Source organism: Ligilactobacillus apodemi DSM 16634 = JCM 16172, from assembly GCF_001434405.1.
Classification (GTDB): domain Bacteria; phylum Bacillota; class Bacilli; order Lactobacillales; family Lactobacillaceae; genus Ligilactobacillus; species Ligilactobacillus apodemi.
The window spans coordinates 115,893-138,275 of record NZ_AZFT01000048.1; the positions used below are offsets into that span (position 1 = coordinate 115,893).

Annotated in this window: 20 protein-coding genes; 16 read left to right on the forward strand and 4 right to left on the reverse strand. The window is 38.9% G+C overall.

The features are described from left to right. The first annotated feature begins 56 nt into the window (after positions 1–56). The 3 genes from FC32_RS04405 to mmuM all read left to right on the forward strand — a co-directional run bounded on the left by FC32_RS04405 (position 57) and on the right by mmuM (position 2,221). Positions 57–533, forward strand: coding sequence for a methylated-DNA--[protein]-cysteine S-methyltransferase (locus FC32_RS04405; protein WP_025086737.1), 477 nt, complete (start codon positions 57–59; stop codon positions 531–533). A gap of 74 nt (positions 534–607) precedes the next feature. After that, positions 608–1,165: a TMEM175 family protein gene (locus tag FC32_RS04410; protein ID WP_025086738.1), complete on the forward strand. Its 558-nt coding sequence runs from the start codon at positions 608–610 to the stop codon at positions 1,163–1,165. A 135-nt stretch (positions 1,166–1,300) separates the two neighbouring features. After that, complete coding sequence (gene mmuM, locus FC32_RS04415) at positions 1,301–2,221, forward strand: homocysteine S-methyltransferase (RefSeq protein WP_056957291.1); 921 nt, start codon at positions 1,301–1,303, stop codon at positions 2,219–2,221. A gap of 38 nt (positions 2,222–2,259) precedes the next feature. Here mmuM and FC32_RS04420 read toward each other — a convergent pair whose 3' ends face one another. Then, entirely contained in the window at positions 2,260–3,423 is a 1,164-nt protein-coding gene (locus FC32_RS04420; RefSeq protein ID WP_025086739.1) for an MFS transporter, read from the reverse strand. Positions 3,424–3,773: 350 nt separating this feature from the next. On the opposite strand from FC32_RS04420, the gene FC32_RS04425 reads away from it, so the two are divergent. The 5 genes from FC32_RS04425 (at position 3,774) to FC32_RS04445 (ending at position 8,277) form a co-directional block, all read left to right on the forward strand. After that, positions 3,774–4,700: an amidohydrolase family protein gene (locus FC32_RS04425; protein WP_025086740.1), complete on the forward strand. Its 927-nt coding sequence runs from the start codon at positions 3,774–3,776 to the stop codon at positions 4,698–4,700. Then, entirely contained in the window at positions 4,697–5,374 is a 678-nt protein-coding gene (locus FC32_RS04430; protein ID WP_025086741.1) for a putative quinol monooxygenase, read from the forward strand. The genes FC32_RS04425 and FC32_RS04430 overlap by 4 nt, the downstream gene beginning before the upstream one ends. Continuing rightward, entirely contained in the window at positions 5,374–6,480 is a 1,107-nt protein-coding gene (locus tag FC32_RS04435; RefSeq protein ID WP_025086742.1) for a low temperature requirement protein A, read from the forward strand. Before FC32_RS04430 ends, FC32_RS04435 begins: the two co-directional genes overlap by 1 nt. 96 nt (positions 6,481–6,576) lie before the next feature. After that, positions 6,577–7,197, forward strand: a complete 621-nt coding sequence (locus FC32_RS04440; RefSeq protein WP_025086743.1) for a GNAT family N-acetyltransferase — start codon at positions 6,577–6,579, stop codon at positions 7,195–7,197. 75 nt (positions 7,198–7,272) lie between these two features. Beyond that, positions 7,273–8,277 carry an oxidoreductase gene (locus FC32_RS04445; RefSeq protein ID WP_025086744.1) on the forward strand — a complete coding sequence of 335 codons (1,005 nt, stop codon included), beginning with the start codon at positions 7,273–7,275 and terminating at the stop codon, positions 8,275–8,277. Between the two features lie 42 nt (positions 8,278–8,319). On the opposite strand, the gene FC32_RS04450 is transcribed toward FC32_RS04445, so the two are convergent. Beyond that, positions 8,320–9,777, reverse strand: a complete 1,458-nt coding sequence (locus tag FC32_RS04450; RefSeq protein ID WP_025086745.1) for an APC family permease — start codon at positions 9,775–9,777, stop codon at positions 8,320–8,322. Positions 9,778–9,976: 199 nt separating this feature from the next. On the opposite strand from FC32_RS04450, the gene FC32_RS04455 reads away from it, so the two are divergent. Beyond that, the gene (locus FC32_RS04455; protein ID WP_025086746.1) at positions 9,977–12,085 is read left to right on the forward strand and encodes a putative ornithine decarboxylase; all 2,109 of its coding nucleotides are present in this window, start codon (positions 9,977–9,979) and stop codon (positions 12,083–12,085) included. A 22-nt stretch (positions 12,086–12,107) separates the two neighbouring features. On the opposite strand, the gene FC32_RS04460 is transcribed toward FC32_RS04455, so the two are convergent. Beyond that, on the reverse strand, positions 12,108–12,590 hold the full coding sequence (locus FC32_RS04460) for an acetyltransferase (RefSeq protein WP_025086747.1): 483 nt from the start codon (positions 12,588–12,590) through the stop codon (positions 12,108–12,110). A gap of 303 nt (positions 12,591–12,893) precedes the next feature. Here FC32_RS04460 and FC32_RS04465 point away from each other — a divergent pair, with 303 nt between their 5' ends. The 5 genes from FC32_RS04465 (at position 12,894) to FC32_RS04485 (ending at position 18,420) form a co-directional block, all read left to right on the forward strand. After that, positions 12,894–13,811 (forward strand): PLP-dependent cysteine synthase family protein, encoded by a 918-nt coding sequence (locus FC32_RS04465; protein WP_025086748.1) that lies wholly within the window; start codon positions 12,894–12,896, stop codon positions 13,809–13,811. A gap of 12 nt (positions 13,812–13,823) precedes the next feature. Then, positions 13,824–14,963 carry a trans-sulfuration enzyme family protein gene (locus FC32_RS04470; RefSeq protein WP_025086749.1) on the forward strand — a complete coding sequence of 380 codons (1,140 nt, stop codon included), beginning with the start codon at positions 13,824–13,826 and terminating at the stop codon, positions 14,961–14,963. Positions 14,964–15,119: 156 nt separating this feature from the next. Beyond that, positions 15,120–15,674, forward strand: a complete 555-nt coding sequence (locus FC32_RS04475; protein WP_025086750.1) for a matrixin family metalloprotease — start codon at positions 15,120–15,122, stop codon at positions 15,672–15,674. A 49-nt stretch (positions 15,675–15,723) separates the two neighbouring features. Continuing rightward, entirely contained in the window at positions 15,724–16,275 is a 552-nt protein-coding gene (locus FC32_RS04480; RefSeq protein WP_025086751.1) for a GNAT family N-acetyltransferase, read from the forward strand. A 69-nt stretch (positions 16,276–16,344) separates the two neighbouring features. Further along, positions 16,345–18,420 carry a DNA topoisomerase III gene (locus FC32_RS04485; protein ID WP_056957292.1) on the forward strand — a complete coding sequence of 692 codons (2,076 nt, stop codon included), beginning with the start codon at positions 16,345–16,347 and terminating at the stop codon, positions 18,418–18,420. A 66-nt stretch (positions 18,421–18,486) separates the two neighbouring features. Here the strand turns inward: FC32_RS04485 and FC32_RS04490 are convergent, their stop codons facing one another. Beyond that, a complete protein-coding gene (locus FC32_RS04490; RefSeq protein ID WP_025086752.1) occupies positions 18,487–18,786 on the reverse strand; it encodes a DUF454 family protein in 300 nt (99 codons plus the stop codon). Between the two features lie 148 nt (positions 18,787–18,934). On the opposite strand from FC32_RS04490, the gene FC32_RS04495 reads away from it, so the two are divergent. Both FC32_RS04495 and FC32_RS04500 read left to right on the forward strand, forming a co-directional pair. Next, positions 18,935–21,115 (forward strand): ATP-dependent DNA helicase, encoded by a 2,181-nt coding sequence (locus FC32_RS04495; protein ID WP_025086753.1) that lies wholly within the window; start codon positions 18,935–18,937, stop codon positions 21,113–21,115. A gap of 82 nt (positions 21,116–21,197) precedes the next feature. Next, positions 21,198–22,376 (forward strand): SAM-dependent methyltransferase, encoded by a 1,179-nt coding sequence (locus FC32_RS04500; RefSeq protein ID WP_025086754.1) that lies wholly within the window; start codon positions 21,198–21,200, stop codon positions 22,374–22,376. The last annotated feature ends 7 nt before the right edge of the window (positions 22,377–22,383 follow it).

Here is a 22,383-nt window from a genome sequence, read left to right on the forward strand (position 1 = left end):
TGGCGTAAAATTTAGTGTCATGTTAGAATAGCACTAAAAATTAGGAGGAACTTACCATGTTAGCTAAACAGACGTATTCATCACCTTTAGGAGACATTTGCCTAGTCAGTAATGGACAAGCTTTAGTGGGTGCTTGGTTTAGTGGGCAAAAATATTTTGGGGCCGGCTTTGAGCTTAGTGAGATCAAAACAAACGAAGACCAGATCTTGGTAGCTGCCAAAAATTGGTTAGATGCTTACTTTGCAGGAAAATTTTTATCAATTACTTTTCCACTAGAACCCCAAGTGACGGCTTTTCGTAAACAAGTATTGACTAATTTGCAACAAGTTTCAGCGGGAAAGACGACGACGTACCAAGAATTAGCTAAAGACCTTGGTTCGCATGCCCGGGCTGTAGGAGGCGCAGTCGCCCATAATCCGCTAGTGATTTTTATTCCTTGTCACCGTGTTTTGGCTAAAGATGGTAGTCTAAATGGCTATGCTGGTGGCTTAGTGCGCAAAGAAAAATTACTACAACTGGAACGAAAAAATTAATAAAATTTATTGCTTTTATATTTTTGATACTTTAGAATAGTACAAAAATATATGGGGGACAACTTAAAATGGAAATGTCAAAAGAACGCTTGACCGCTTTTACTGATGCAGTTTTAGCCATTATTATGACGATCTTAGTTTTGGAATTAAATAAGCCAGAAACCATGACTTGGGGTGCGGTTTGGGAATTGCGAGAGAGTTTCTTTGCGTATACGGTGTCATTTTTTTGGCTAGGGACGATGTGGGTCAATATGCACCGTGCTTGGCATAATGTGGAAAAAATCAATAATGAACTGGTCTGGAATGCGTTGATCTTACTCTTTTTATCGTCGTTTTTCCCGTACACGACTAGTTTAGTGGCGGATAATTTTAATAGCTCCGTGGCTCAAACAATGTATGGAGTGATCGTTTTAGCGGTGACCGCAACTAATGTTTGGATGTATGTTGAATTAAAACGGCTAAATAAGGGTGAAACAGTCGAAGATGGTTTTAGTATTTTAGACGGACGCGGGATGATCGATATCGTGATCAAGGTCATTGGCTTGATCTTGACCTTAACAGTCTTTCCGTCTGCGATGATGTGGTCAGTTTTGATCACAGCGACCTTTATCGTATTGCCACGTTCAATTTAGTTTCAAAGCAACTAGTTCTAATTAGGGTTAGTTGCTTTATTTGTATCTAAAAAGTATTTACTATTACTTTAAAGCCAAAAAGTGTTAAGATGTTAGGCATAATTAGAGAAAAATTTTGGTGATCGAGGGGATATCATGGATAAAATTTTTGAGGGCATTCACGTACTTGATGGCTCGCTAGCAACAGAGCTAAAAAAGCGTGAAGTTGAAATAAACAGCAAGTTGTGGACGGCAGAAGCTTTGGCAGATAATATCGAAAAAATCTATGACGTCCATTTAGATTATTTATGGTCTGGGGCACAAATGATCTTGACTGATACGTATCAAGCAAATCTGCCAGCTTTTGAAAAAGAAGGTTACACTAAAAAACAAGCAGAAACACTGATCGCTGTGGCGGTCCAAGCAGCTAAAAAAGCGCGAGCAGACTACGAAGAAGACACCGGTAATTATGCGCTCGTAGCAGGTTCAATTGGGCCTTATGGAGCTTATTTAGCCGATGGTAGCGAATATCGCGGTGATTATTTATTAAGTGAGGCGCAATATTTAGATTTTCATTTACCACGCTTGACGACGGTTTTATTACAAGAACCGGATTGTCTAGCCTTAGAAACGCAACCTAAATTATCGGAACCGTTGGCTATCTTAAAATGGCTAAAACAAAATGTTCCCTTTATGCCGGTGTATGTTTCTTTTACCTTAAAGGACGAAAAAACGTTGAGTGATGGAACACCATTAGCAGTCGCAGTTCAAGCAGTCAGTGAATATGACCAAGTTTTTGCGGTCGGGATCAATTGTATTTCCCCTAAACTAGTTGAAAAAGCGCTCCGTGTGATCAAGCAAAACACGGCGAAAAAAATCATCGTTTATCCAAATTCAGGAGCGACGTATGATACAAAAACTAAGACTTGGCAAGACTTAGATAAAAAAATCGATTTTGAACAAGAAGCCGCTAAATGGCATCAAGCTGGAGCTGATCTGCTCGGTGGTTGCTGTACTACGGGAACAAAAGATATTAAAGCAGTGGCAAATTATTTCGCTAAATTGCAACAAAACTAAAAATGATCCGAAGACTAAAAGTGCCTTCGGGTCATTTTTTAATTTTGTTTGATGTAGCGCCGGCAAAGATAAAAAACGATCAAAGTTGCAAGTAAACCATAGACCGCACCAGCATACCCTACATTTCTAAGCGAGGTAACTTGGACAGTTTGAGCTGCTGTCAAAGATCCTAGTGAGATCCCAAGGTTAGCGAAGATCGAATTTAACGAAGAGGCTAAATCAAGCGATTGGGGATATTTTTTCTCAGCAATATCTAAAAACATTAATTGAGTTGATGAACCATAGCTTGCAAAACAAATACACATTAAAGCGATCGCTAAGGCAGCTAAATAACGATAGTGCAATAGTGGTGCTAACAGAAGCAACAAGAGCGTCATTCCAATATATAGATAACGTAAACGCAACAAGCCACCATTATCGGCTAAGTAACCACCAAATTTATTTCCGATGATAAAGAAGACGCCCATACCAAATAACAACCAGTTGAGCCAAGCATTGTCAAAGCCCATTTCCGTTGTGATCAATGGGCGAATATAGGTGTAGATGGTGTAATCGGCCGCGCAAACGGCAATCACAAAGACCACGCCCCAGATGATCTGTGGCTCACGCAACAAGGCAAATTGATTTTTTAAAGAGCCTTTAAATTGGGGGGTATCACGTGGGACTAGCCAAATCAACAATACCAAAACAACAAAGGTGATCGCACTGATCATCCAAAAACTGTCGTGCCATGAAAATGTCGTACTGATCAACGTTCCGATCGGGATCCCGATGATCGAGGCGAGACTAAAACCAGCAAAGACCCAAGAAACAAGGCTTGCTCTTTTATGGCGTGGTGCAATGTAGTTTGCCATAACTAAGACTAAAGAAATGATCGCACCGGCTACACTAGCAGTGAGGATTCTTGAGAGTAGTAGTGAAGTAAAATTAGTTGCTAGCGCCGTCCAAGTATTACCAATAAAAAAGATGCCGATCAAAACTAACAAAACTTGGTGGCGCAAAAAATGATTGGCAAACGAGGTCACTAGTGGGGTAAAAAGAGCATAAACAAGGGCAAAGATCGTCACTAGTAAACCTAAAGTTGCTAAAGATGTCTTGTATTCGGCAGAAATATCAGGCAAGACCCCAACAATAATGTATTCATTACAGCCGAGCATGAAGGCGATAAACACAAATAAGCAAGCTTGAAGTCGATATTTCATGTTAAAGATCACGTTCCTTTCAAATTAACTGTATTTTCCATTTTACTCACTTAGTTAATGTTTGGCTATTAGTTTTCAACAATTTTTAAGGGCTTTTTTAGTAAGTTAGTTAGGTTATTAGAAAATAAGTATATTTACCGTAAAATTGCTAATAAAGGTTTTAACTTGAAAAATTTAGCACAGAAAAATTTAGCCAGATAACTTGTGTGAGATATAAGTGCAGTTCTGCTAAAGTTTTTGCTATAATGAAACAGAAAGACTTGCTTGTTTAATTTAGGTTAAACAAATTGATAAAAATGTTGTTAGTAAATCTTAAGAATTATTAAGTTGTCAAATAAAGAAAGCGAGAAATGACTGTGACAGCGATCGATGTGTTTGCCCATGTTTTACCACCAAAATTTTACCAAGAAATGTTGCAACTTGAACCGCGCTTACCGCAAATGTATCCGTTTATTACTCAGCCATTATTAAGTGATCTAGTGAAACGTCAGCAATATTTTGACGGTCAAATCAACCAGGTGATCTCTAATGTTAATCTCAATCCAGAAGACTACACCACGCCTGATAAAGCACTTGCATTATGTCGGCAAGGGAATGATGAGTTAGCTGAACTTGTTTTAGCCAATCAGCCAATGTTTCTTAAGGCGATTGCGATGTTACCGTTAAACAATATTTCTGGTGCTTTGGAATTATTGACCACACAGATCGCACCGCGAAAAGAATTTTGTGGGATTCAGTTGTTTACCCGTGCTTTGGGGAAAAGTATCGCGGATGAAAGTTTTTATCCCGTATTCGCTAAGGCGCATGAGTTGGGCATTCCGATCTGGTTACATCCGATTTTTGATGAGCGTAAACCTGATAACAATATTGTTTTTAGTTGGGAATATGAATTGACCCAAGCCATGTATGATTTGGTTAAAAGTGAACTATTTACCAAGTTACCACAAATAAAGATCATTGTGCATCATGCAGGCGGGATGGTCCCTTATTTTGCAGAGCGGATCGCTCATATTTTACCACCTAAGCAAGCAAGTGATTTTAAGCGTTTCTACGTGGATACTGCAATTTTAGGCAATCCTAAGGCATTAGAGTTAGCGGTTGCTTATTATGGCGCAGACCACGTGTTATTTGGGACTGATGCACCTTTGGGGATCACTCCAGCAGGTGCAGGTCAGGCTCTTTTAGCGGCTTTGGATGAAACTGACTTATCTTTGGAAGTACGCGAAAAAATTTTACATGAGAATTTTGAAAAAATGATAGTAGGTGATCAAACGTGACAAACTTAGAATATCCGCCGTTGTTTAAGTTATACGAAATTGATATCAAGCCCGAAAAGCAAGCACAGTATTTTGCCTTAGGAAAACGAAATTTAAATCTGTCGATCAAAACAGAGCCCCAAACGTTGGCAATGCATGCGACTCATAGTGATAAAAAAGGGCTAAAAAACTTAATTTTTGAACTTTATCAAAATAAGGCTGCCCAAGAGCGCCACCGCAATTCACCGCAGTTTAAAAAATATGCGCTTTTTGCTAAAAATGCGATCACTAAACGTAAAGTGACTGAATTGATTCCGGAGTTATTGCTAGAAAAATATGACTTTTTGAGCAAGTCTTCTTCAGAAAATATGGCAGTTAAATATGCTCGTATCAGTCTTAAACGTGAGAGTGCAGCAGCATTTAAGGCGGCAGTCTTTAGTGAGATGCAACAAGCGATCGCCTTAGAAGAAGGAGTTTGTGCAATGTATGCGGCAACGATCCAAAATCAACCTGATGAATGGCTCTTTTTGGAATTTTATCAAGACAAGGCAGCTTATGATAAGCACCGGGCAACTCCGCATTTTAAGGAATACCTTGAAAAGACAAAAGGCTTGGTTGAAACTAAAGATTTAACTGATTTAGTTGCAGATACCCTAGTTAGTCAGGGAAATCTCAACTACGAAAGGGGAAACTAATGAAGGTCCTTCCTAAAAAAGTTCAGTTAACAGAGCTTTTTTATGATCTAGTTTTTGTGTTTGCAATTTCTAAAGTGACTGGCTTGATCCACCATGTGGAAAATGCGCGGGAGTTTTTAGAGTATTTTGGCTTATTTGCGATCGTAATGATCGTTTTTCTTAATACTTGGATGGTCCAAACAGTCTATACTAACCGTTATGGCAAGAATTCCTTGCGTGATATCATATTTTTTATGTTAGACATGGCGATTCTATTATTCATGTCTAATACCTTTACCGGTGAGATCACCATGTGGTTTAGGCCGTTTGTGTTTGCGACAGGGTTACTATCATTGACACTGTTTTTAGAGTATTTTTTGACCTATCGTACGGCAAAAGACTCAGTAACTAAAGAAGTTACCCAAAAATTTATGTATATTTTGGGCTTTAGAACAGTTATGTTACTATTGAGCATTTTATTTTCGCTAAAAGTTGGGCTAATCCTCGCAGTGCTCGGGATTCTTGGTAGTTGGATCTTACCGCTCTTCTTTACTAGAACAATGAGAAAAAGTCCGATCAATTTTCCCCACTTATTGGAACGACTGACGCTGATCACGATCATCACCTTTGGGGAAACGATTGTTGATATTGCCCCATACTTTACCCTTAAAACGATTGGCCTACCGTCATTATTGATTTTTGGTGTAGTGTGTCTATTGTTTATGACATATATTACCCAATTTGATCATTATATTGATGAGAAACGTACCGGTGAAACGGGTGTCTTGTTGATTTATTTGCATTACTTTATTTTATTTGGCTTGAGCCTGATAACAGTTGCGTTAAGCTTCATCAGTGAAACGCATTTTGATGACCATGTAGCTGTTTTATGTCTATATGGAGGGTTAATGCTATTTTATATCGGGATTTTGATTGCGGCTCGCTATAATCAAGGAAAATTACACCTTTCCCCGCAATTAGTAGGGCTTTTTGGCGTGACCACGATTCTTGGTGCGATTTGTTCATATTTGACGGGAACATTTTTCTGGGTCACGTTGATCACTTTTGCAGTGACCTTACTAAATGCAACTAGTTATATTGCGTATTTGTTGCATAAATTACGCTGATAACGAGCGAGAAGAGATTTTTTTAATCTCTTCTTTTTTTTGAACAAAAAATTCGTTAAAATTTAATTGTAATTTTGAAAGGCAGGTGTGGAATTTATGGAAATCAATTTACGTGCGATGAGAACAGAAGATTATGAGCCAATTTTAAAATTAGTGATCACTACTTGGGATTATCGCTCATGGGTACCAAAAAGGCTAGTTGAACCAATGGCTGAATTTTTTCTAAGCGATTTGCTACAACGTTCAGACCATATTATGATCGCTGAGGTCGATGGTAAAATAGCTGGGATCTGTGCAGGAGATATTTTAGAATATTCACGCATGCAACGTTTTAGTTTGCGAAAGAAAACGCATGCATTGGGAGCAATTTTGGCATATACTGAAAAGGGATCTATTTTTGAAAAGTATATTCAAACAATGGAACTTGATCAAGAATTATTATTACAAAGTGGGCGTGAATTTGACGGCAGTTTGAACCTTTTGATCGTGGTTAAAGCATACCAAGGTCTAGGTTTAGGCAAGCTACTTTATAATAATTTTTGTGAATATTTGAAGAAAAATGGGGCACGATCTTTTTATCTTTATACTGATGATTCATCAGATTATGCTTTTTATAAGTATCAAGGTATGCAAAAATTAGCGCAAAAAACTTTTTATTGGGATGATATTGGAGAAGATAATACTGAATTGTATTTTCTTTATGGGAAAGAAATATAATTAACACATTTAAAAGAATTTATGTTATCTTTAAAAATAAACCAAAAAAATTTACCTAAAAAGGAGTGGCAGCCGATGTCAATGCTTTTATCACCAACCGTGATTGCTGATTTAAAATTAAAAAATCGCATCGCATTATCCCCAATGAGAACATATAATGTTCAAAAACATGATGGTATCTTAAATCCATTGCATTTTGCCCATTATGGTGCACGTGCCGTCGAACAAGTTGGTTTGTTGATCATTGAAGTGACCGCGGTGACACCAGATGGTCGGACGACAGATGATGATTTAGGTCTGTGGAATGATGAGCAAGCCAAAGAATTAAAAAAATTAGTAGATTTTTTGCATAGTTTGGGGACAAAAGTAGGGATTTTGTTAGGACATGCTGGGCGTAAAGCAAAAGATGCAACTAAAGTAGTTGCGCCTAGTGCAATCTCTTATAATGATGAATATTCACAGCCTGAATCACTTGATCATGCCAAAATAAAAGAACTCCAAGCCGCTTTTGTAGCCGCAACTAAGCGAGCGATCGCTGCTGGGGTAGATATGGTAGAGATCCAAGGTGGTGAAGGCTTTTTGATCGATGAATTTTTTTCACCTGTAGTTAATACTCGTGAAGATGAATATGGTGGGTCGCTTGCCAATCGTTACCGTTTTTTGCAAGAGATCATTACCGCAATTAGAAGCTTTTATCAAAATTCTTTGTGGGTCCGCCTTTCATTAGATGAATATGTTAAGGCAGAAGAACAAAATAAAATTTCTGAATGGCAAACGATCGGTAACTGGCTCAAACGCGATGGAGTTGACTGCATCAGCGTTACAACTGGTGGTTTGTTTGATAAAGGACCAGATTATAAATATGAAGGTTGGCAAGTTCCGTATGCAGCTGCGATGAAAGAAGCCGTAGAATTACCTATTGCGGTTGCAGGAATGCTATTTGATTCTAAATTATGCGAATATATTCTTGAAACCAACCAAGCAGATTTGATTTTAGAAGCCCATGTTTTTGACACTAATGCTAGATGGGTCGTTGAATCAAAAGAAGAATTAGAGGTAACTAGTGAAGAACGGTTATAAAAAAAGCGCGAAGCATTTAGCTTCGCGTCTTTTAAGGTTAACTTATTTTTTATTTTTTAATCTGATTTCGAGCTTACGTAAGAGTGGTAAGATAGCACCCATACCAAAGATCAAGAAAACAAAGAAGAAATTCATTAATAATTCATGATTGAATTGTGCGGTACCAAAGTGTGAATTTTGGGGAATAAAGCCCATCGTTGCACAAACAAAGGTGAATAAGAAACACCAAAAACCAACTAATAAAGCCCCGGTACGATTTTTAATGAAGATATAATCTGAACTAAATTTATCTTGTTGCCATCTGACCGCAATAAATGCGACAAAGACCAAACATGTCTTATAAGGTGAAACGATCCCGTTTAAGTTTAAGAGCCAGTTATAGATCGAATTGATGTCTGGTAAAGTTCCACTTAACAGTAATAAGACTAAAGCGATCCCCGCAGTTAAGGTATAACTGTGGACAGGACGCCCATGTTTATTGGTTTTTGTTAGCCAACTTGGCATGTATTTTTGGTTAACATCGCCGGCAAAGACCCGACTAGCAGCATCAATCAAGACCGCTAATTGTGCCAACATAAAGAAAGCTTGCACTACCGCGAAGATATACATTAAAATTTTGCCCCAGCCTAATTGTTCACCTAAAAGTTTGAAGGCATAGTAAGGACCATTCATCTTAAAGTCGTTAGGGATGTTATTAGCGTCAAAGAAAACGGCTAATGCCAGTGTACCAAAAATCGTCAATGCCCCAGTCATTAAAGCAAGTAGCCACATTGAACGGGGAAAATCACGTTTAGGATTTTTCATGCGACTGATATATGGTGCTGCTAATTCAGCTCCAGACATGGCAAAGATCAAAAGGCCAGTCGTTGAAAAATAATGTAAGCTAAAGTTTGGCTTAAAGGCGGACCAGTTAAATGGTTGCGTGGCGATATGTGCGCCATGTGTCAAAGCATAGCCGGTCATTAAAACAAAAAGCATTGACATGATAAACATCGCGCCCCCACCGATCAATGAGAGGATCTCAAGGGCATTTTTAAAGATATTTTCAAGTAAAATAAAGGCTAAAATGATCACAAATGTTAAGAGACCAAACGTAAACGTCGACATATGACTGCTCAATGTTGCGTCGCCTAAAACGATCCAACTAAAAGAAACGATGATCGAGTTTGAAACATCGACTAAGTAAGGGATTGTTTGGACCCAATACATCCAAGACGTGGCATAACCAAAAAGGTCATTGCCAGTCCCACGGCGGATCCAAGAGGCTAGTCCCCCAGCTTGTTGATCAAAGGTCAAACCAAGTTGGCTGACGATCAATTCGTATGGGATGACGTAGACAAAGAGCATAAAGATCCAAGAAACGACAACAGATAAACCTTGATTTTGAAAAGGGTAGAAGATATTTTCAAAACTGATGATCGTTACAAAGTCAAGTAACGTCAACACGAGCCAAGGTGTATATTTTTTTTGTGATAGTGAATTTGGGTTTAAAGTATTCAATTTTCTTCTCCTTAAAATGTGTCTTAGTTGTTTTAGCTAAAACCTAAGGCACCAGGATGCTTGTTTGAATGCACGAGCCTGCCCCCCTTGATATTAATTGTCCTTTTATTTTAAAGAATTATTAAGAAAATTACTACCACAAATTTTTCATTCCGTGTAAAATAGTGGTGAAAAATCTATGAAAGTTATGAGTGGGAAGATGAAAAAGTATTTACAAATTGCAACACCAAAGGAATTACAAAGCTTGGTGCCAAAACCTTGGGAATGGGTCGAATTGAGCCCAGAAATCGAAGCTACCACGTTAGCGGCAATCGTGATCAACGCTAATGATTTAAAGCAAAAGGCGTGTGCCAACTTGTTAAAAAAGCAACTAGGGCTGGATCTGCCACTAATTGAGTTAACTGCAACAGACCTAACTCAGGCTAAAGAAATGATAACGAACGCTGCAACTGCTTATGAAAATGAAATGGTACCGGGATTTTTACAAGACCTGATCAACTTTGCTGATGAAAAAGCAGTCAGTTTTACGACTCCAGGACATCACAATGGAAATTTCTATCGTAATCATCCAGCAGGGCAAGTCTTTAAAAACTTTTTTGGCGATAATTTGTTATATGCTGATGTTAGTGACACGATCCCAGAATTAGGCGATACCTTAACGCACGGTGGGACACCTTTGACGGCTGAAAAAGAAGCTGCCAAAGCTTTTAACGCAGATAAAGTTTATTTTTGTACTAATGGGACGACTAGTTCAAATACTATTTGTGCCAGTGCAACGCTAACAGCAGGTGATCTGGTATTATTTGACCGAAATAATCACAAGTCACTTTACAATAGTGCTTTAGTGATGACGGGCGCCAACCCGGTTTACTTACAGACTGATCGTAACGCTTTAGGCTTGATCGGACCGGTTTTAGCCAAAGATTTAGATGAAACTAAAATTAGACAAGAAATTGCTAAAGTCGATCCTAAAAAAGTACAGGAAAAACGCCCCTTTCGGTTAGCTGTGTTACAGCTTGAAACCTACGATGGTGTTTTTTATGATGCGAAGTATCTGTTAGAAAAAATTGGTCCCTTGTGTGACTATGTTTTATTTGATTGTGCTTGGGGTGGTTATGAGCAATTTGTTGACTTGATGCGTACACTATCACCACTACAACCGAATTATGGGCCTGATGATCCAGGGATCTTAGTGACGCAATCGGTGCATAAACAACAGGCTGGCTTAGCGCAAACTTCCCAAATTTTGAAAAAAGACGCGCATCTAAAAGGGCAAAAACGTTACGTTGATCATAAGCATTTTAATAACGCCTATCTTAAGTATGTGACTACGAGTTACTCTTATCCAATCTATGCTTCCTTAGCGGTCAATGCCAAAATGGCGCACAGTACGGCTAATAAAACTTGGTGGGAACAAACGCTTAGACGAGGGATCGAATTTAGAAAGGCCTTATTACGGCAAAGTAAGTTATTTAAACCACTCGTTCCAACTAAAATCGCTGGGAAAAATTGGCAAGATATTTCAACTGAAAAATTAGCGACTGAGTTAGATTTATGGCGTTTAGATCCCACCCAAAACTGGCATGGCTTCTTACAAGGCACAAAAAATGAAGCGGTCATAAGTCCGTTGAAATTGACGATCGTTAGCCCTGGTGTTGATCTAGCTACCGGAAAATATGAATCAGTGGGGATCCCTAGTCCGTTGATCGGGGAATTTTTGTTAGAAAAGCGGATCATTGCTGGCAAAGCAGACCTTTATTCGACGTTATTTTTCTTAACACCTGGTGAAGATGAGCTCAGTTTACAAACCTTACTCGAAGCCTTTTTAGAATTTGAACGCTTATATTTGACCGATGCCCCCTTGAAAAAAGCACTACCACGTTTTGCTAAGCAAGCTAAGGATCGCTACGCAGGTTATACATTAAAGCAATTGTGCCAAGAAATGCATGCGTATTTTAGCACGCATAATATTTATCAGTTGCAACAAGCACTGTTTACTAAAGATACCTTCCAAGCTTATGAAGAGCTACCATACACCGCTGATCAAGCTTTTATGCGCAATCAAGGTGAATTAGTTGACTTAGATGAGATCGTCGGACGGGTTGCCTTAGAAGGGGCACTGCCATACCCACCCGGAGTATTTATTGTGGCACCAGGAGAAAAATGGCAACAAATTGATGTGGACTACTTTAAAATCTTGTTAGGTGCAATGGAATATTTCCCGGGTTTTGAACCTGAGATCCAGGGAATTTACTTAACGCGTAACAAAGAAGGAAAATTAACGGCTAAAGGATATGTTTTAGCGTAAAAAAAGATGCTGGCTAAAATAGCTAGCATCTTTTTTGGTAAGCCAGACGATCAGTCCCGTCATCGGTTTGAATGATCCCACAATATTCAAAGCCATTTTTAGTGATCAAATGGCGCATGATCGTGTTATCTTGATGAGTATCGATCTTGATATTTGGTTCAAGTTGAGCACAAAAGGCTAAAGCTTGTTCAAAAATATGGGGCACTTTTCCATTACCGGCGATGCGGTGGATCGTCCCATAAGGATCAGCATTTAACCATTGTCCCTCAATGTGTTGATAAGTTGGGTCTTCGCCAGTAATAAAGGCAAAGATGCCCCCAATGGTTTCATCATCATAAATAACATAGAGATCTTGTGCTGCAATGTCAGCTAAGATAACTTCTTTTGTGGGATGAGTTTTTTTCCATTGTGTCGGGTTATTATTTTTGATCATTTGCGTGCGTGCATATTGATAGATCGCTAAAATCTCTGGCAGATCAGCGGTTGTAGCTAACCGAACTGGCATAAAAATACCTCCTTTAATTCACTAAATATTAACAGATAAAAAATTTTTTTGTCAAATGTACTTGCATTTATAAAAAGTAAGTGATATTGTTTAATCAACGATTTGAAAGGAACGAATTACGATGGAAACTTTAGTTATGAATGTACAATTAAACAACTGTTGTCTTTCTTCGCGTCACCTAGCGAAGAAAGCTATTTGTGCTACGATTTAGCTTAACTAGAGAATCTTCGTTAGTAAAGGACGCGACCATTTATCGGTTTGCGTCCTTTTTTATTCGCTAAAAATCGAGAAAGAAGGGGTAAAATGATTTACCAAAACGTTACGGAATTGATCGGGCATACACCACTGTTAAAATTACAGTTACCAACGCCTAATCAAGTTTCGATCTATGCCAAATTAGAAATGTATAACCCGGGTGGTAGTATCAAAGATCGCATGGGAGAATACTTACTAGTTGACGCTTCTAAAAAAGGCTTGATCAACGAAGAGACCACGATCATTGAGCCAACTGCGGGAAATACTGGGATCGGGTTAGCCTTAGCCGCCCAAAAGCGTGGCTTACCAGTGATCTTAGTTGTGCCAGAGCAATTTAGCCAGGAAAAACAAGTGCTGATGCGGGCTTTAGGCGCAAAAATCGTGCACACACCTAAAGCAGAAGGCATCAAAGGTGCGATCAAAAAAGCTCAAGCATTGGCAAGTCAATTAGAAAATAGTTACGTCCCGTTGCAGTTTGAAAACCCAGCGAACCCAGCCGCTTATGCGCGTAGCTTAGCTCCCGAATTACTGGCTGATTTTGCTGAAAATGATTTGCAGATCGATGGCTTTGTTGCCGGTGCTGGTAGTGGTGGTACATTTGCCGGGATCGCTAAGTATTTACAACAACATGTTGCTGGTTTAAAGACGGCAGTGGTTGAACCTGAGGGCTCGATTTTAAATGGTGGACCGGCGCACAGTCATCGGACTGAAGGCATTGGGGTCGAGTTTATCCCCCCATTTTTTGCTGATGTTAAGATCGATGAGGCCTATACGATCAGTGATGACCAGGCGTTTGAAATGGTAGCTCAAATGGCACGCACAAACGGACTATTTATTGGCAGTTCAAGTGGTGCTGCTTTAGCCGCTAGTTTAGAATTAGCGAAAACTTTACCCCCAAATAGCAATATCGTGACGATTTTTCCTGATAGTTCGGAGCGATATTTAAGTAAAAACATTTATCAGTAGGAGGAATTTACAATGAAATTTGATTCAAAATTGATCCATGGTGGTATTAGTACAGATAAGACAACAGGTGCGGTAAGTGTGCCGATCTATCAAACATCGACTTATCAACAAACAGAGCTTGGGGGCACACCGACTTATGAATATTCACGGACAGGAAATCCAACGCGCCAAGCTTTAGAAGAGTTGATCGCTGAATTAGAAAACGGCTCACGTGGTTTGGCTTTTGCTTCCGGTTCAGCTGCGATCCATACGGTATTTATGATGTTTTCTAAGGGGGATCACGTTGTAGTCGGAAATGACGTTTATGGTGGAACTTTTAGATTATTAAACACGGTTTTAAATCGGTTAGGGCTCGAATTTACTGCGGTTGACACCCGCGATTTAGCTGCAGTTAAAGCTGCAATCAAGGAAAATACTAAGGCACTTTATTTGGAAACACCAACTAATCCGTTGTTACATGTCTCCGATTTGGCTGCTTTAAGTGAATTAGCACATGAAAATAACTTAAAAGTGATCGTGGATAACACCTTTGCTACGCCATACTTACAACGTCCACTTGATCTGGGGGCTGATATCGTAGTGCACAGTGCTTCTAAATATTTAGGGGGGCACAGCGACCTTGTGGCTGGTTTAGCGGTGACAAAAGATAGTGCAGATGGTGAGCAACTTGCATATTTGCAAAATGCGATCGGTGCGATCTTAGGGCCACAAGATAGTTGGTTGTTACAACGTGGGATCAAGACTTTAGCGGTACGGATGAAAGCCCATAATGAAAATACGAAAGCAATCTTTGAATTTTTACAACAACATGAAAAAGTTGCTAAAATTTATTACCCAGGTGATCCTAATAACCCTGACTATGAATTAGCTAAAAAGCAAATGCGTGATTTTGGTGGGATGTTATCCTTTGAATTACAACCTGGAGCTAACGTTAAGGCTTTCATCGAAGCCCTTGACTTGATCACTTTAGCCGAAAGTTTAGGATCGGTCGAAAGCTTGATCGAAGTGCCTGCGATCATGACTCATGGTGCAATTCCACGTGAGATCCGTTTGCGTGATGGGATTAGTGATGAGCTGATCCGCCTTTCAGTTGGGATCGAAGATAAAGCAGATCTGCTAGCTGATTTGAATCAAGCTTTGACCCGAGCTTAAGTAAAAATTTAATGCTTGTTCGCCTATAGATTGTGTACAATAAGTAAGTGAAAAAGTGATGTGAGGTGACCAAAAATTAAGTTTTTACATTTTCTCTGGAATCTAATTGTTACTTTTGTAGTTACACTTATGCTATGTCTTGGGGTCTTGTGGTTTTTGACAACTTCTTATGCGACCCCACTAGTGAATGAATTAAAAACGCTGATCACTAAAGTTCAGCCAGCACTAAAGACTGATATTGATACACAAACAGATATAGACCAAACTAATCGCTGGGCTACTAATACTGCGACTGTCTATTTAGAAGCGACGGATGCGCAGATTCAAAATGCTTATCTTCAAGCTTTAGATAATTGGAATCAAACCGGAGCTTTTAAATTTGAACAAGTTACTAGCAAAAACGAAGCCCAGATCGTCTTAAAGCAACAAAATGATAGTCAAACTAAAGCAGCTGGGGTGACCCATATTCTAGCTGATCAAATAACTTCGCGGTTAACAAGTGCAGATGTTTATCTTAATACTTACTATCTTTTAAACCCACAGTTTGGCTATTCAAACGAACGGATCGTTAACACTGCTGAACATGAGTTAGGTCATGCGATCGGGTTGTCACATAATGATCAAAGCGCTTCGGTAATGCAATCGGCTGGCTCATATTATGGCATCCAATCCGAGGATATTTCTGCTGTTGAGAAATTGTATCAAAGCTAGCTACAAATGGTATAATTTTTTGAAGTGAGAGATATTAGGGGGATTTTTTATGACTTTACGATTAGTAACGGCAAATTCAAATGATCTACCAAAGATCAAAGAACTCTATTTAAAAGCTTTTCCGGCAGTGGAACGCGTGCCGTTTTGGTTGTTAAAAAAGCGGACGAAAGCGGAAAATGCAGAATTTTGTAGTTTATATGAGGATGACAAGTGGTTAGGTTTTATTTATACGCTTAAAAATCAAGAATTAGTATATGTTTTCTTTTTAGCGATCGATCCGGCCAACCGCTCAAAAGGCTATGGGAGTGGCTTGATGGAACTTGTTAAAGAGCGTTATGCAGGACAAGTGATCGGGTTGAGTGCCGAAAAAGAAGATGAACAAGCACCCAATAATGAGGAGCGCAAGCGTCGTTTGAAATTTTATGCGAAAAATGACTTTTTCCCAACTGATTTTTACACCGCTGAGAAAGGTGGCGTGGATTTTGAATTCTTGACTTATCAAAAAAAATCACCGCGCCCCCAAGCTTATCCCGAATTGATGCGCCAAGTTTTAGGCATTTGGCAGAAGTTTATCTTACCGATCAAAGTCGTTGAAAAATGATAGTGGTTTGCAAAAAAGATCAGGAAATCAGATAATAAAAGTATTCAATTTAAAAGGATAACGAAAAATATGAAAAAATTAGTATTAGCAGAAAAGCCAAGTGTAGCGCGTGATCTTAGTCAGATCTTAGGTGCAACACAAAAGCATAAAAACTATTATGAAGGTAACGAATATGTAGTTACGTGGGCTTTGGGACATTTATTAGGATTAAAGATGCCAGAAGATCTCAAGCAAGAGTGGCAAACGTGGCAACTGGAAACTTTACCGATGATCCCTAAATACATTGGCACTAAGCCTTTGCCCAAAACTCGGGCCCAGTTAAAGGCGATTGGTTCCTTAGCTAAGAGAAAAGATATCTCTGAAGCGATCATCGCAACTGATGCTGGACGTGAAGGTGAGTTGGTGGCACGTTGGATCTTAGAATATGTTCGTTTTAATAAACCAGTCAAGCGTTTGTGGATCTCTTCGCAAACGACTAAAGCGATCAAGCAAGGCTTCGCAACGTTAAAACCAGCTAAAGCTTACGATAATTTGTATTATTCTGCTTTAGCTCGTGCCAAGGCTGATTGGTTAGTCGGCTTAAATGTTACTCGCGCATTGACTGTCAAATATCAAGACAATCTTTCGGCTGGTCGGGTCCAAACCCCAACACTGGCGTTAGTCGCTAAGCAAGAAGAAAAGATCAGTAAATTTATCCCACAAAAATATTTTACGATCACGTTAAATGTAGCTGGGAAAAAAGCTAAGCTGCAACAAAAAGATCCTCATGTATTAAAAGAGCGCAAACAAGCTGAAGAAATCGTGGCAAAAATGCAACAAGCAAGTGGTCGGGTGACTGAGATCAAATTTAAAGATAAGGTGATCCCGGCGCCCTTACCATATGATTTGACCGAATTACAGCGGGTAGCTAATGAACTCTATGGCTATTCAGCTAAAAAGACATTGGCACTAGTTCAAAGTCTTTATGAAGTTCATAAGATCGTTTCTTATCCCCGAACAGATAGTAAGTATTTGTCAAATGACCTTAAGGCAACTTTAAAAGAACGTTTGCGGGCGATCTCAGGGATGTTACCCGCAGCTAAACAGTATGCAGGTACGGCTAAAGTTGTGCAAACTAAAGCCTTTAACGATGCCAAAGTGACCGACCACCATGCGTTGATCCCCACGGAACAAATTCCCCAATATAGCAAGCTTTCAAGTGATGAACACCGTATTTATAACTTGATCGCTAAGCGCTTTTTAGGGCTCTTTTTACCACCACATAAAGTGCGCCAAGAAAAAGCTGTGGTCAAATTTGGCGACCAAACCTTTACTTTGACTCAAACGACAGTCTTAGAACCAGGGTGGAAAGAAAGCGAAAATAATGAAGCGCCCCTTAATTTGACCGAAAATATGGTCATTACGCCTCAATTTATGATCAATGAAGCATTAACGACCCCACCTAAGCCATTGAGTGAAGGTAGTTTACTTGCTCAAATGGAAAAATTTAATTTAGGTACCCCAGCAACTCGCGCTGAAATCATTGAAAAACTAGTGAAATCAGCCTTGATGGAACGAAATAATAATAGTTTACACGTAACGAAAAAAGGGCAACAATTGTTAGAGTTGGTCAACCCAGAACTAGTTAGTCCTAAATTGACGGCTAAATGGGAATTACAGCTCGAACAGATCGCTAAGGGAAAATACAACAGTAAGAAATTCTTAAGTGAGATCGAAGCCGATACGAAACGCTTGGTGCGTGAAGTAAAGAATAGTGAACAAAAATACCAAGACTATTCCTTGACTAAAAAGAAATGTCCTAAATGTGGGGCCTTTTTGAAAGAAAAACCAGTGCGTGACGGTAAATTATTAGTTTGCACTAATGAAAGCTGTACTTATAAACGGCGAGCTGAAGCAAAAGTTTCCAATCACCGTTGTCCGATATGTCACAAGAAGATGTTGATCGTAAGTGGAAAAAATGGTGAATATTTCAGATGTAAATATGATGGTACAACTGAGAAATTGACTGGTGGCAAAAAAGGTAAGAAAAAGATGACCAAGCACGAAGAAAGACGGTTGTTAAAGAAGATCAATCAAGATAATGAACCCCAAGAAAGTGCTTTGGCACAAGCATTAAAGCAAGCTTTAGGTCAAAATGACGAGTGACAATAAATAACGCCCATAAGCAACAGTAATTAAGTCATCAATCAACGTTGCTTATGGGCGTTAGTCTTAAATTCTAGCGAGCAAAAGAAATTTTAACCATAAAACATGGTACCAAGTTTGTTTGATCTGTTCGGATCGAGCTTCTGCTTCAGCGATTTTTTTATCTAAGATTTTTTGGAATTTACGATATAATTTTGTGTTCGTTAGCCAGTCGTGGAAACGTGGAGAAAATCTTGAAAGGCTAATGATAAAGAGAATGAAAAACGGTACTTGTGGCATAACAGGGATCAAGATCCCGATCACCCCAAGGACAAAGCTGATGATTGCAAGTAACAACCATAAGAAACGTTTGATGGAATTGAGCATGTAATCATCCTTTCTGCGTCAATGCATACTTTTTTGCCGTTAAAAAAAGCATACCACAGAAAAATAGGTTTGTCTTAAAAAGTATTATAAAATTTTATTAAATGTTTAAGATAGATTAAATAAATGTAGGAAAAAAATGAGACTTAATATGACAAAATCCGCGCTCGTTGAACTATATCAACAAGCCTGTAAATTACTAAAAAAAGGTGATGTTTTGCAGGCACAAGTAAAATTTAACCAAATAAAAAAGATTGAACCAAATTATCGTTCAGTCAACTACTTTTTAGCTCGATGCAAGGCAGACTTAGATGGACCAGCAGATGATGTCTATGACTTACTGGCAAAGCATTTAGCGACTAATACAGCAAAAAATAGGGTCGCTGCCTATCAGTTGGGACTAAAGATTGCGTTACAAGCGCAAGATAAAGCTAAATTTGAACAGATCTTGCAGCAAGCAAAAAAGGAACAAATTACAGGGCTAGCAAAATTTGAACGGGCCTTTAAGCAATTGGATGCCAAAAAGCAACTGCGCCTAAAATTTAAATTTATTCAATTTGCTAAAAGTAAAACACCGATCGCCCAAACTTCTGCGCCTAAATATCGGGCATACAAATTTTTTATCAATGGGATGACACCAGTTCAAAAACAAAGCTTTACTGATGGTAAATGGCATGAATTTGCGGTTACTACGCCTAAAGCATTGGAATTTAAGGGGTATATGGCTTGCACGATCAAAGATGAACGCAAGTATTACCGAAAATTTTTACCTGATCTGCCCGATGCATTTTTAAGAAAGATGTTTAATGACTACTTGGAAGAAGATGAATTTTTTAAGACTAAGTGGGAGAAATCACGGGTCTTTTCGCTTCTCCAAGTACCTGTTTTTGAGCGTCATAAGATTGCAGAATTATTAGAATTAAATGGATTATTAGACGAAACGGCGCGCCGACATCTGCAAGGCTGTGAAGATCTAGTTGAATTAAAAAAAGCAGGTGAATGTTTACCACTAAGTGAAGCAAATAAATTTAAAGAATTAGAATTGCTTCAAGATTTTGGCTATATCTGTGCTAAAAATTGTGGTCAAACGATCCATTTAGCTGATAAATGCCAATTTGAACGTGATTTTAAGCGAGCATTGCAAAAGAAGTCCCGTAAAAAATTGCCGTTTAAACATCCCGCTGCGACTTATCGTCCAACTAGAGAGCAACTATCATTTATGCAATGGATCGCTCAAAATAAGGCACTAGTAGTTAATTTACTTGGAGTCGGTGGTTCAGGGAAGACGCATACTTTAGGGCAAATTTTAGATCCAAGTAAAACTTTAGCCCTTGCGCCGACTCACAAAGCACGCTTGAATTTAGCGCAACATGGCTTTTATCACAACGATACTTTGCAACATGTTATTTATGAGTTGGAAAATGGCAACGAAAGTGTGATAACTGATTATGAAGTGGTGATTTTGGATGAAGTTTCGATGGCGCCCCTTGAACTTTTAGCCAAATTGGTCACAAGTGCTACCGTTGGCGTAAGATATCTTTTGGTCGGTGATGAAAAACAGCTTCCACCGGTGACGCAAGACGAAGACGCACTTAGTGTTTGTGGGGATGCCTTAGAACTCATTAAAGCGTACGGCTCGTGCTTTTATTTTCGCGCTAATTTGCGGTGTAAAAATCAAGCGTTGAATAAATTTATTTGGGCTTGTCGCACCAAAGATCCGGCTAATTTGACAACGAGTATGGCCTTTCAAACTGCGACGGTAAAAGAAATGCTCAATGATAAATTTAAGCATCAAGCGCTAGAAGAATGCATGATCTTAGCTTATCGCAATCATACTGTAGGGTTGATCAATCAGCAATTTTACCGGCTTTTAGCTCAAAATAAACCACATGTACCATTTTACTTTCAAAATGGTTTTGGCCGTGGGGGCTTTTTTGTAGGGGCCCAAGTTGTTTTTTACCACAACGATGATAATTATCAAAATTACGGCTATACGAATAGTGAATTTGGCAAAGTGACTGCATTAAATTTAGTTGAAAATGAAGATAAATCCACGGTCACAGTAGAAACAGAAGTCAAAAAATATGTGTTGCCCTTGAGTCGGGCACGCAAAGATCTCTTTTTAGCATATGCTTTAACGATCCACAAAGCACAAGGGAGTGGAGCTAATAAAGTGTATGTTTTAGAAGCCGATGACTATGGTTTAGCTTATACGGCAGTTTCACGGACTAAACAAGAATTATACTTTGTGAAAATGACTCGTGAAATGCTACTTGATGCACTCCAAAAAGAGACGCCCCGTAAGCAAAATATCTCTTTGGAGCATAAGTAAGCGCAAAGTATCTTTATCAATTTATTTGAAAAAGTGCTAAAATATAAAATGTTATTAATATTAGAAGGGTGGCGGAAATTAAATGTTTAACAATTTCTTCTTAAAAGAAGTCCTCAAACATTCATTTAACATCCCCGTGCAAGTAACGTACGCCGATGGAACAGTCGAACACTATGGCACGAAGGGAGAACCGCAAGTAAAAATAACCTTCCACCGAGATATTTCGATGAAAGAGTTGACACATAATGCTTCATTAACCTTAGGTGAAGCATATATGGATAAGGAAATTGAAATCGATGGCTCGATCCAAGACTTGATAACATCAGCCTATGAATCAGCTGGGAGTTTCTTAAACAATAAGACACTCAAGCGCTTTATGCCTAAACAGTCCCATACTGAACGGCGTAGCAAATCAGATGTTCAGAGTCACTATGATATTGGTAACGATTTTTATCGCCTTTGGCTTGATGACACAATGACTTATTCGTGTGCATACTTCAAAGATCCACAAGATACTTTAAAAGATGCACAGATCAATAAAGTTCACCATATCATTGATAAATTAGATCCTAAACCTAACAAGACTTTATTAGATATTGGTTGTGGGTGGGGCACGTTAATGTTGACCGCTTGCAAAGAATATGATCTAAATGTTGTGGGGATCACATTGAGCCAAGAGCAATATGATTTTGTCAATCAACGGATCAAAGATGAAGGCTTAGAAGGAAAAGCTAAAGTTATCTTGACTGACTACCGTGAATTAAAACATGAACCGTTTGATTATATTACAAGTGTCGGGATGTTTGAACATGTCGGGCGCGAAAACTTAGGCGAATATTTCCAAAAAGTTTCTGATTATTTGAAGCCACAAGGTGTGGCATTGATCCATGGTATCACACGTCAACAAGGTGGTGCGGTAAATGCTTGGATCAATAAGTATATTTTCCCAGGGGGATATATTCCCGGGTTAACTGAAAATATCCAACACATTTTAGATGCTGGGATGCAAATTGCCGATATGGAAACTTTGCGTCGCCATTATCAAAAAACGTTAGAAATTTGGGATGAAAACTTTAAAGAAGCTCTTCCAGAAGTTCGTAAACTTGAAGATGAACGCTTCATTCGCATGTGGGATCTTTATCTCCAAGCTTGTGCAGCATCATTTGAATCAGGAAATATCGATGTGATCCAATATTTGATCTCTAAAGGTCCTAGTGGTAATAACTTACCGATCACACGTGAATACATGTATCATAACTAAAAAAAAC

Excerpts from the sequence above, each read along its gene's own strand:
- FC32_RS04480 (WP_025086751.1), top strand. The coding sequence starts at position 15,724 with ATGACTTTACGATTAGTAACGGCAAATTCAAATGATCTACCAAAGATC.
- FC32_RS04440 (WP_025086743.1), top strand. The coding sequence starts at position 6,577 with ATGGAAATCAATTTACGTGCGATGAGAACAGAAGATTATGAGCCAATT.
- FC32_RS04420 (WP_025086739.1), bottom strand. The coding sequence starts at position 3,423 with ATGAAATATCGACTTCAAGCTTGCTTATTTGTGTTTATCGCCTTCATG.
- FC32_RS04465 (WP_025086748.1), top strand. The coding sequence starts at position 12,894 with ATGATTTACCAAAACGTTACGGAATTGATCGGGCATACACCACTGTTA.
- FC32_RS04495 (WP_025086753.1), top strand. The coding sequence starts at position 18,935 with ATGACAAAATCCGCGCTCGTTGAACTATATCAACAAGCCTGTAAATTA.
- FC32_RS04490 (WP_025086752.1), bottom strand. The coding sequence starts at position 18,786 with ATGCTCAATTCCATCAAACGTTTCTTATGGTTGTTACTTGCAATCATC.
- mmuM (WP_056957291.1), top strand. The coding sequence starts at position 1,301 with ATGGATAAAATTTTTGAGGGCATTCACGTACTTGATGGCTCGCTAGCA.
- FC32_RS04500 (WP_025086754.1), top strand. The coding sequence starts at position 21,198 with ATGTTTAACAATTTCTTCTTAAAAGAAGTCCTCAAACATTCATTTAAC.
- FC32_RS04485 (WP_056957292.1), top strand. The coding sequence starts at position 16,345 with ATGAAAAAATTAGTATTAGCAGAAAAGCCAAGTGTAGCGCGTGATCTT.
- FC32_RS04410 (WP_025086738.1), top strand. The coding sequence starts at position 608 with ATGTCAAAAGAACGCTTGACCGCTTTTACTGATGCAGTTTTAGCCATT.
- FC32_RS04470 (WP_025086749.1), top strand. The coding sequence starts at position 13,824 with ATGAAATTTGATTCAAAATTGATCCATGGTGGTATTAGTACAGATAAG.
- FC32_RS04435 (WP_025086742.1), top strand. The coding sequence starts at position 5,374 with ATGAAGGTCCTTCCTAAAAAAGTTCAGTTAACAGAGCTTTTTTATGAT.
- FC32_RS04455 (WP_025086746.1), top strand. The coding sequence starts at position 9,977 with ATGAAAAAGTATTTACAAATTGCAACACCAAAGGAATTACAAAGCTTG.
- FC32_RS04425 (WP_025086740.1), top strand. The coding sequence starts at position 3,774 with ATGACTGTGACAGCGATCGATGTGTTTGCCCATGTTTTACCACCAAAA.
- FC32_RS04445 (WP_025086744.1), top strand. The coding sequence starts at position 7,273 with ATGTCAATGCTTTTATCACCAACCGTGATTGCTGATTTAAAATTAAAA.
- FC32_RS04405 (WP_025086737.1), top strand. The coding sequence starts at position 57 with ATGTTAGCTAAACAGACGTATTCATCACCTTTAGGAGACATTTGCCTA.
- FC32_RS04460 (WP_025086747.1), bottom strand. The coding sequence starts at position 12,590 with ATGCCAGTTCGGTTAGCTACAACCGCTGATCTGCCAGAGATTTTAGCG.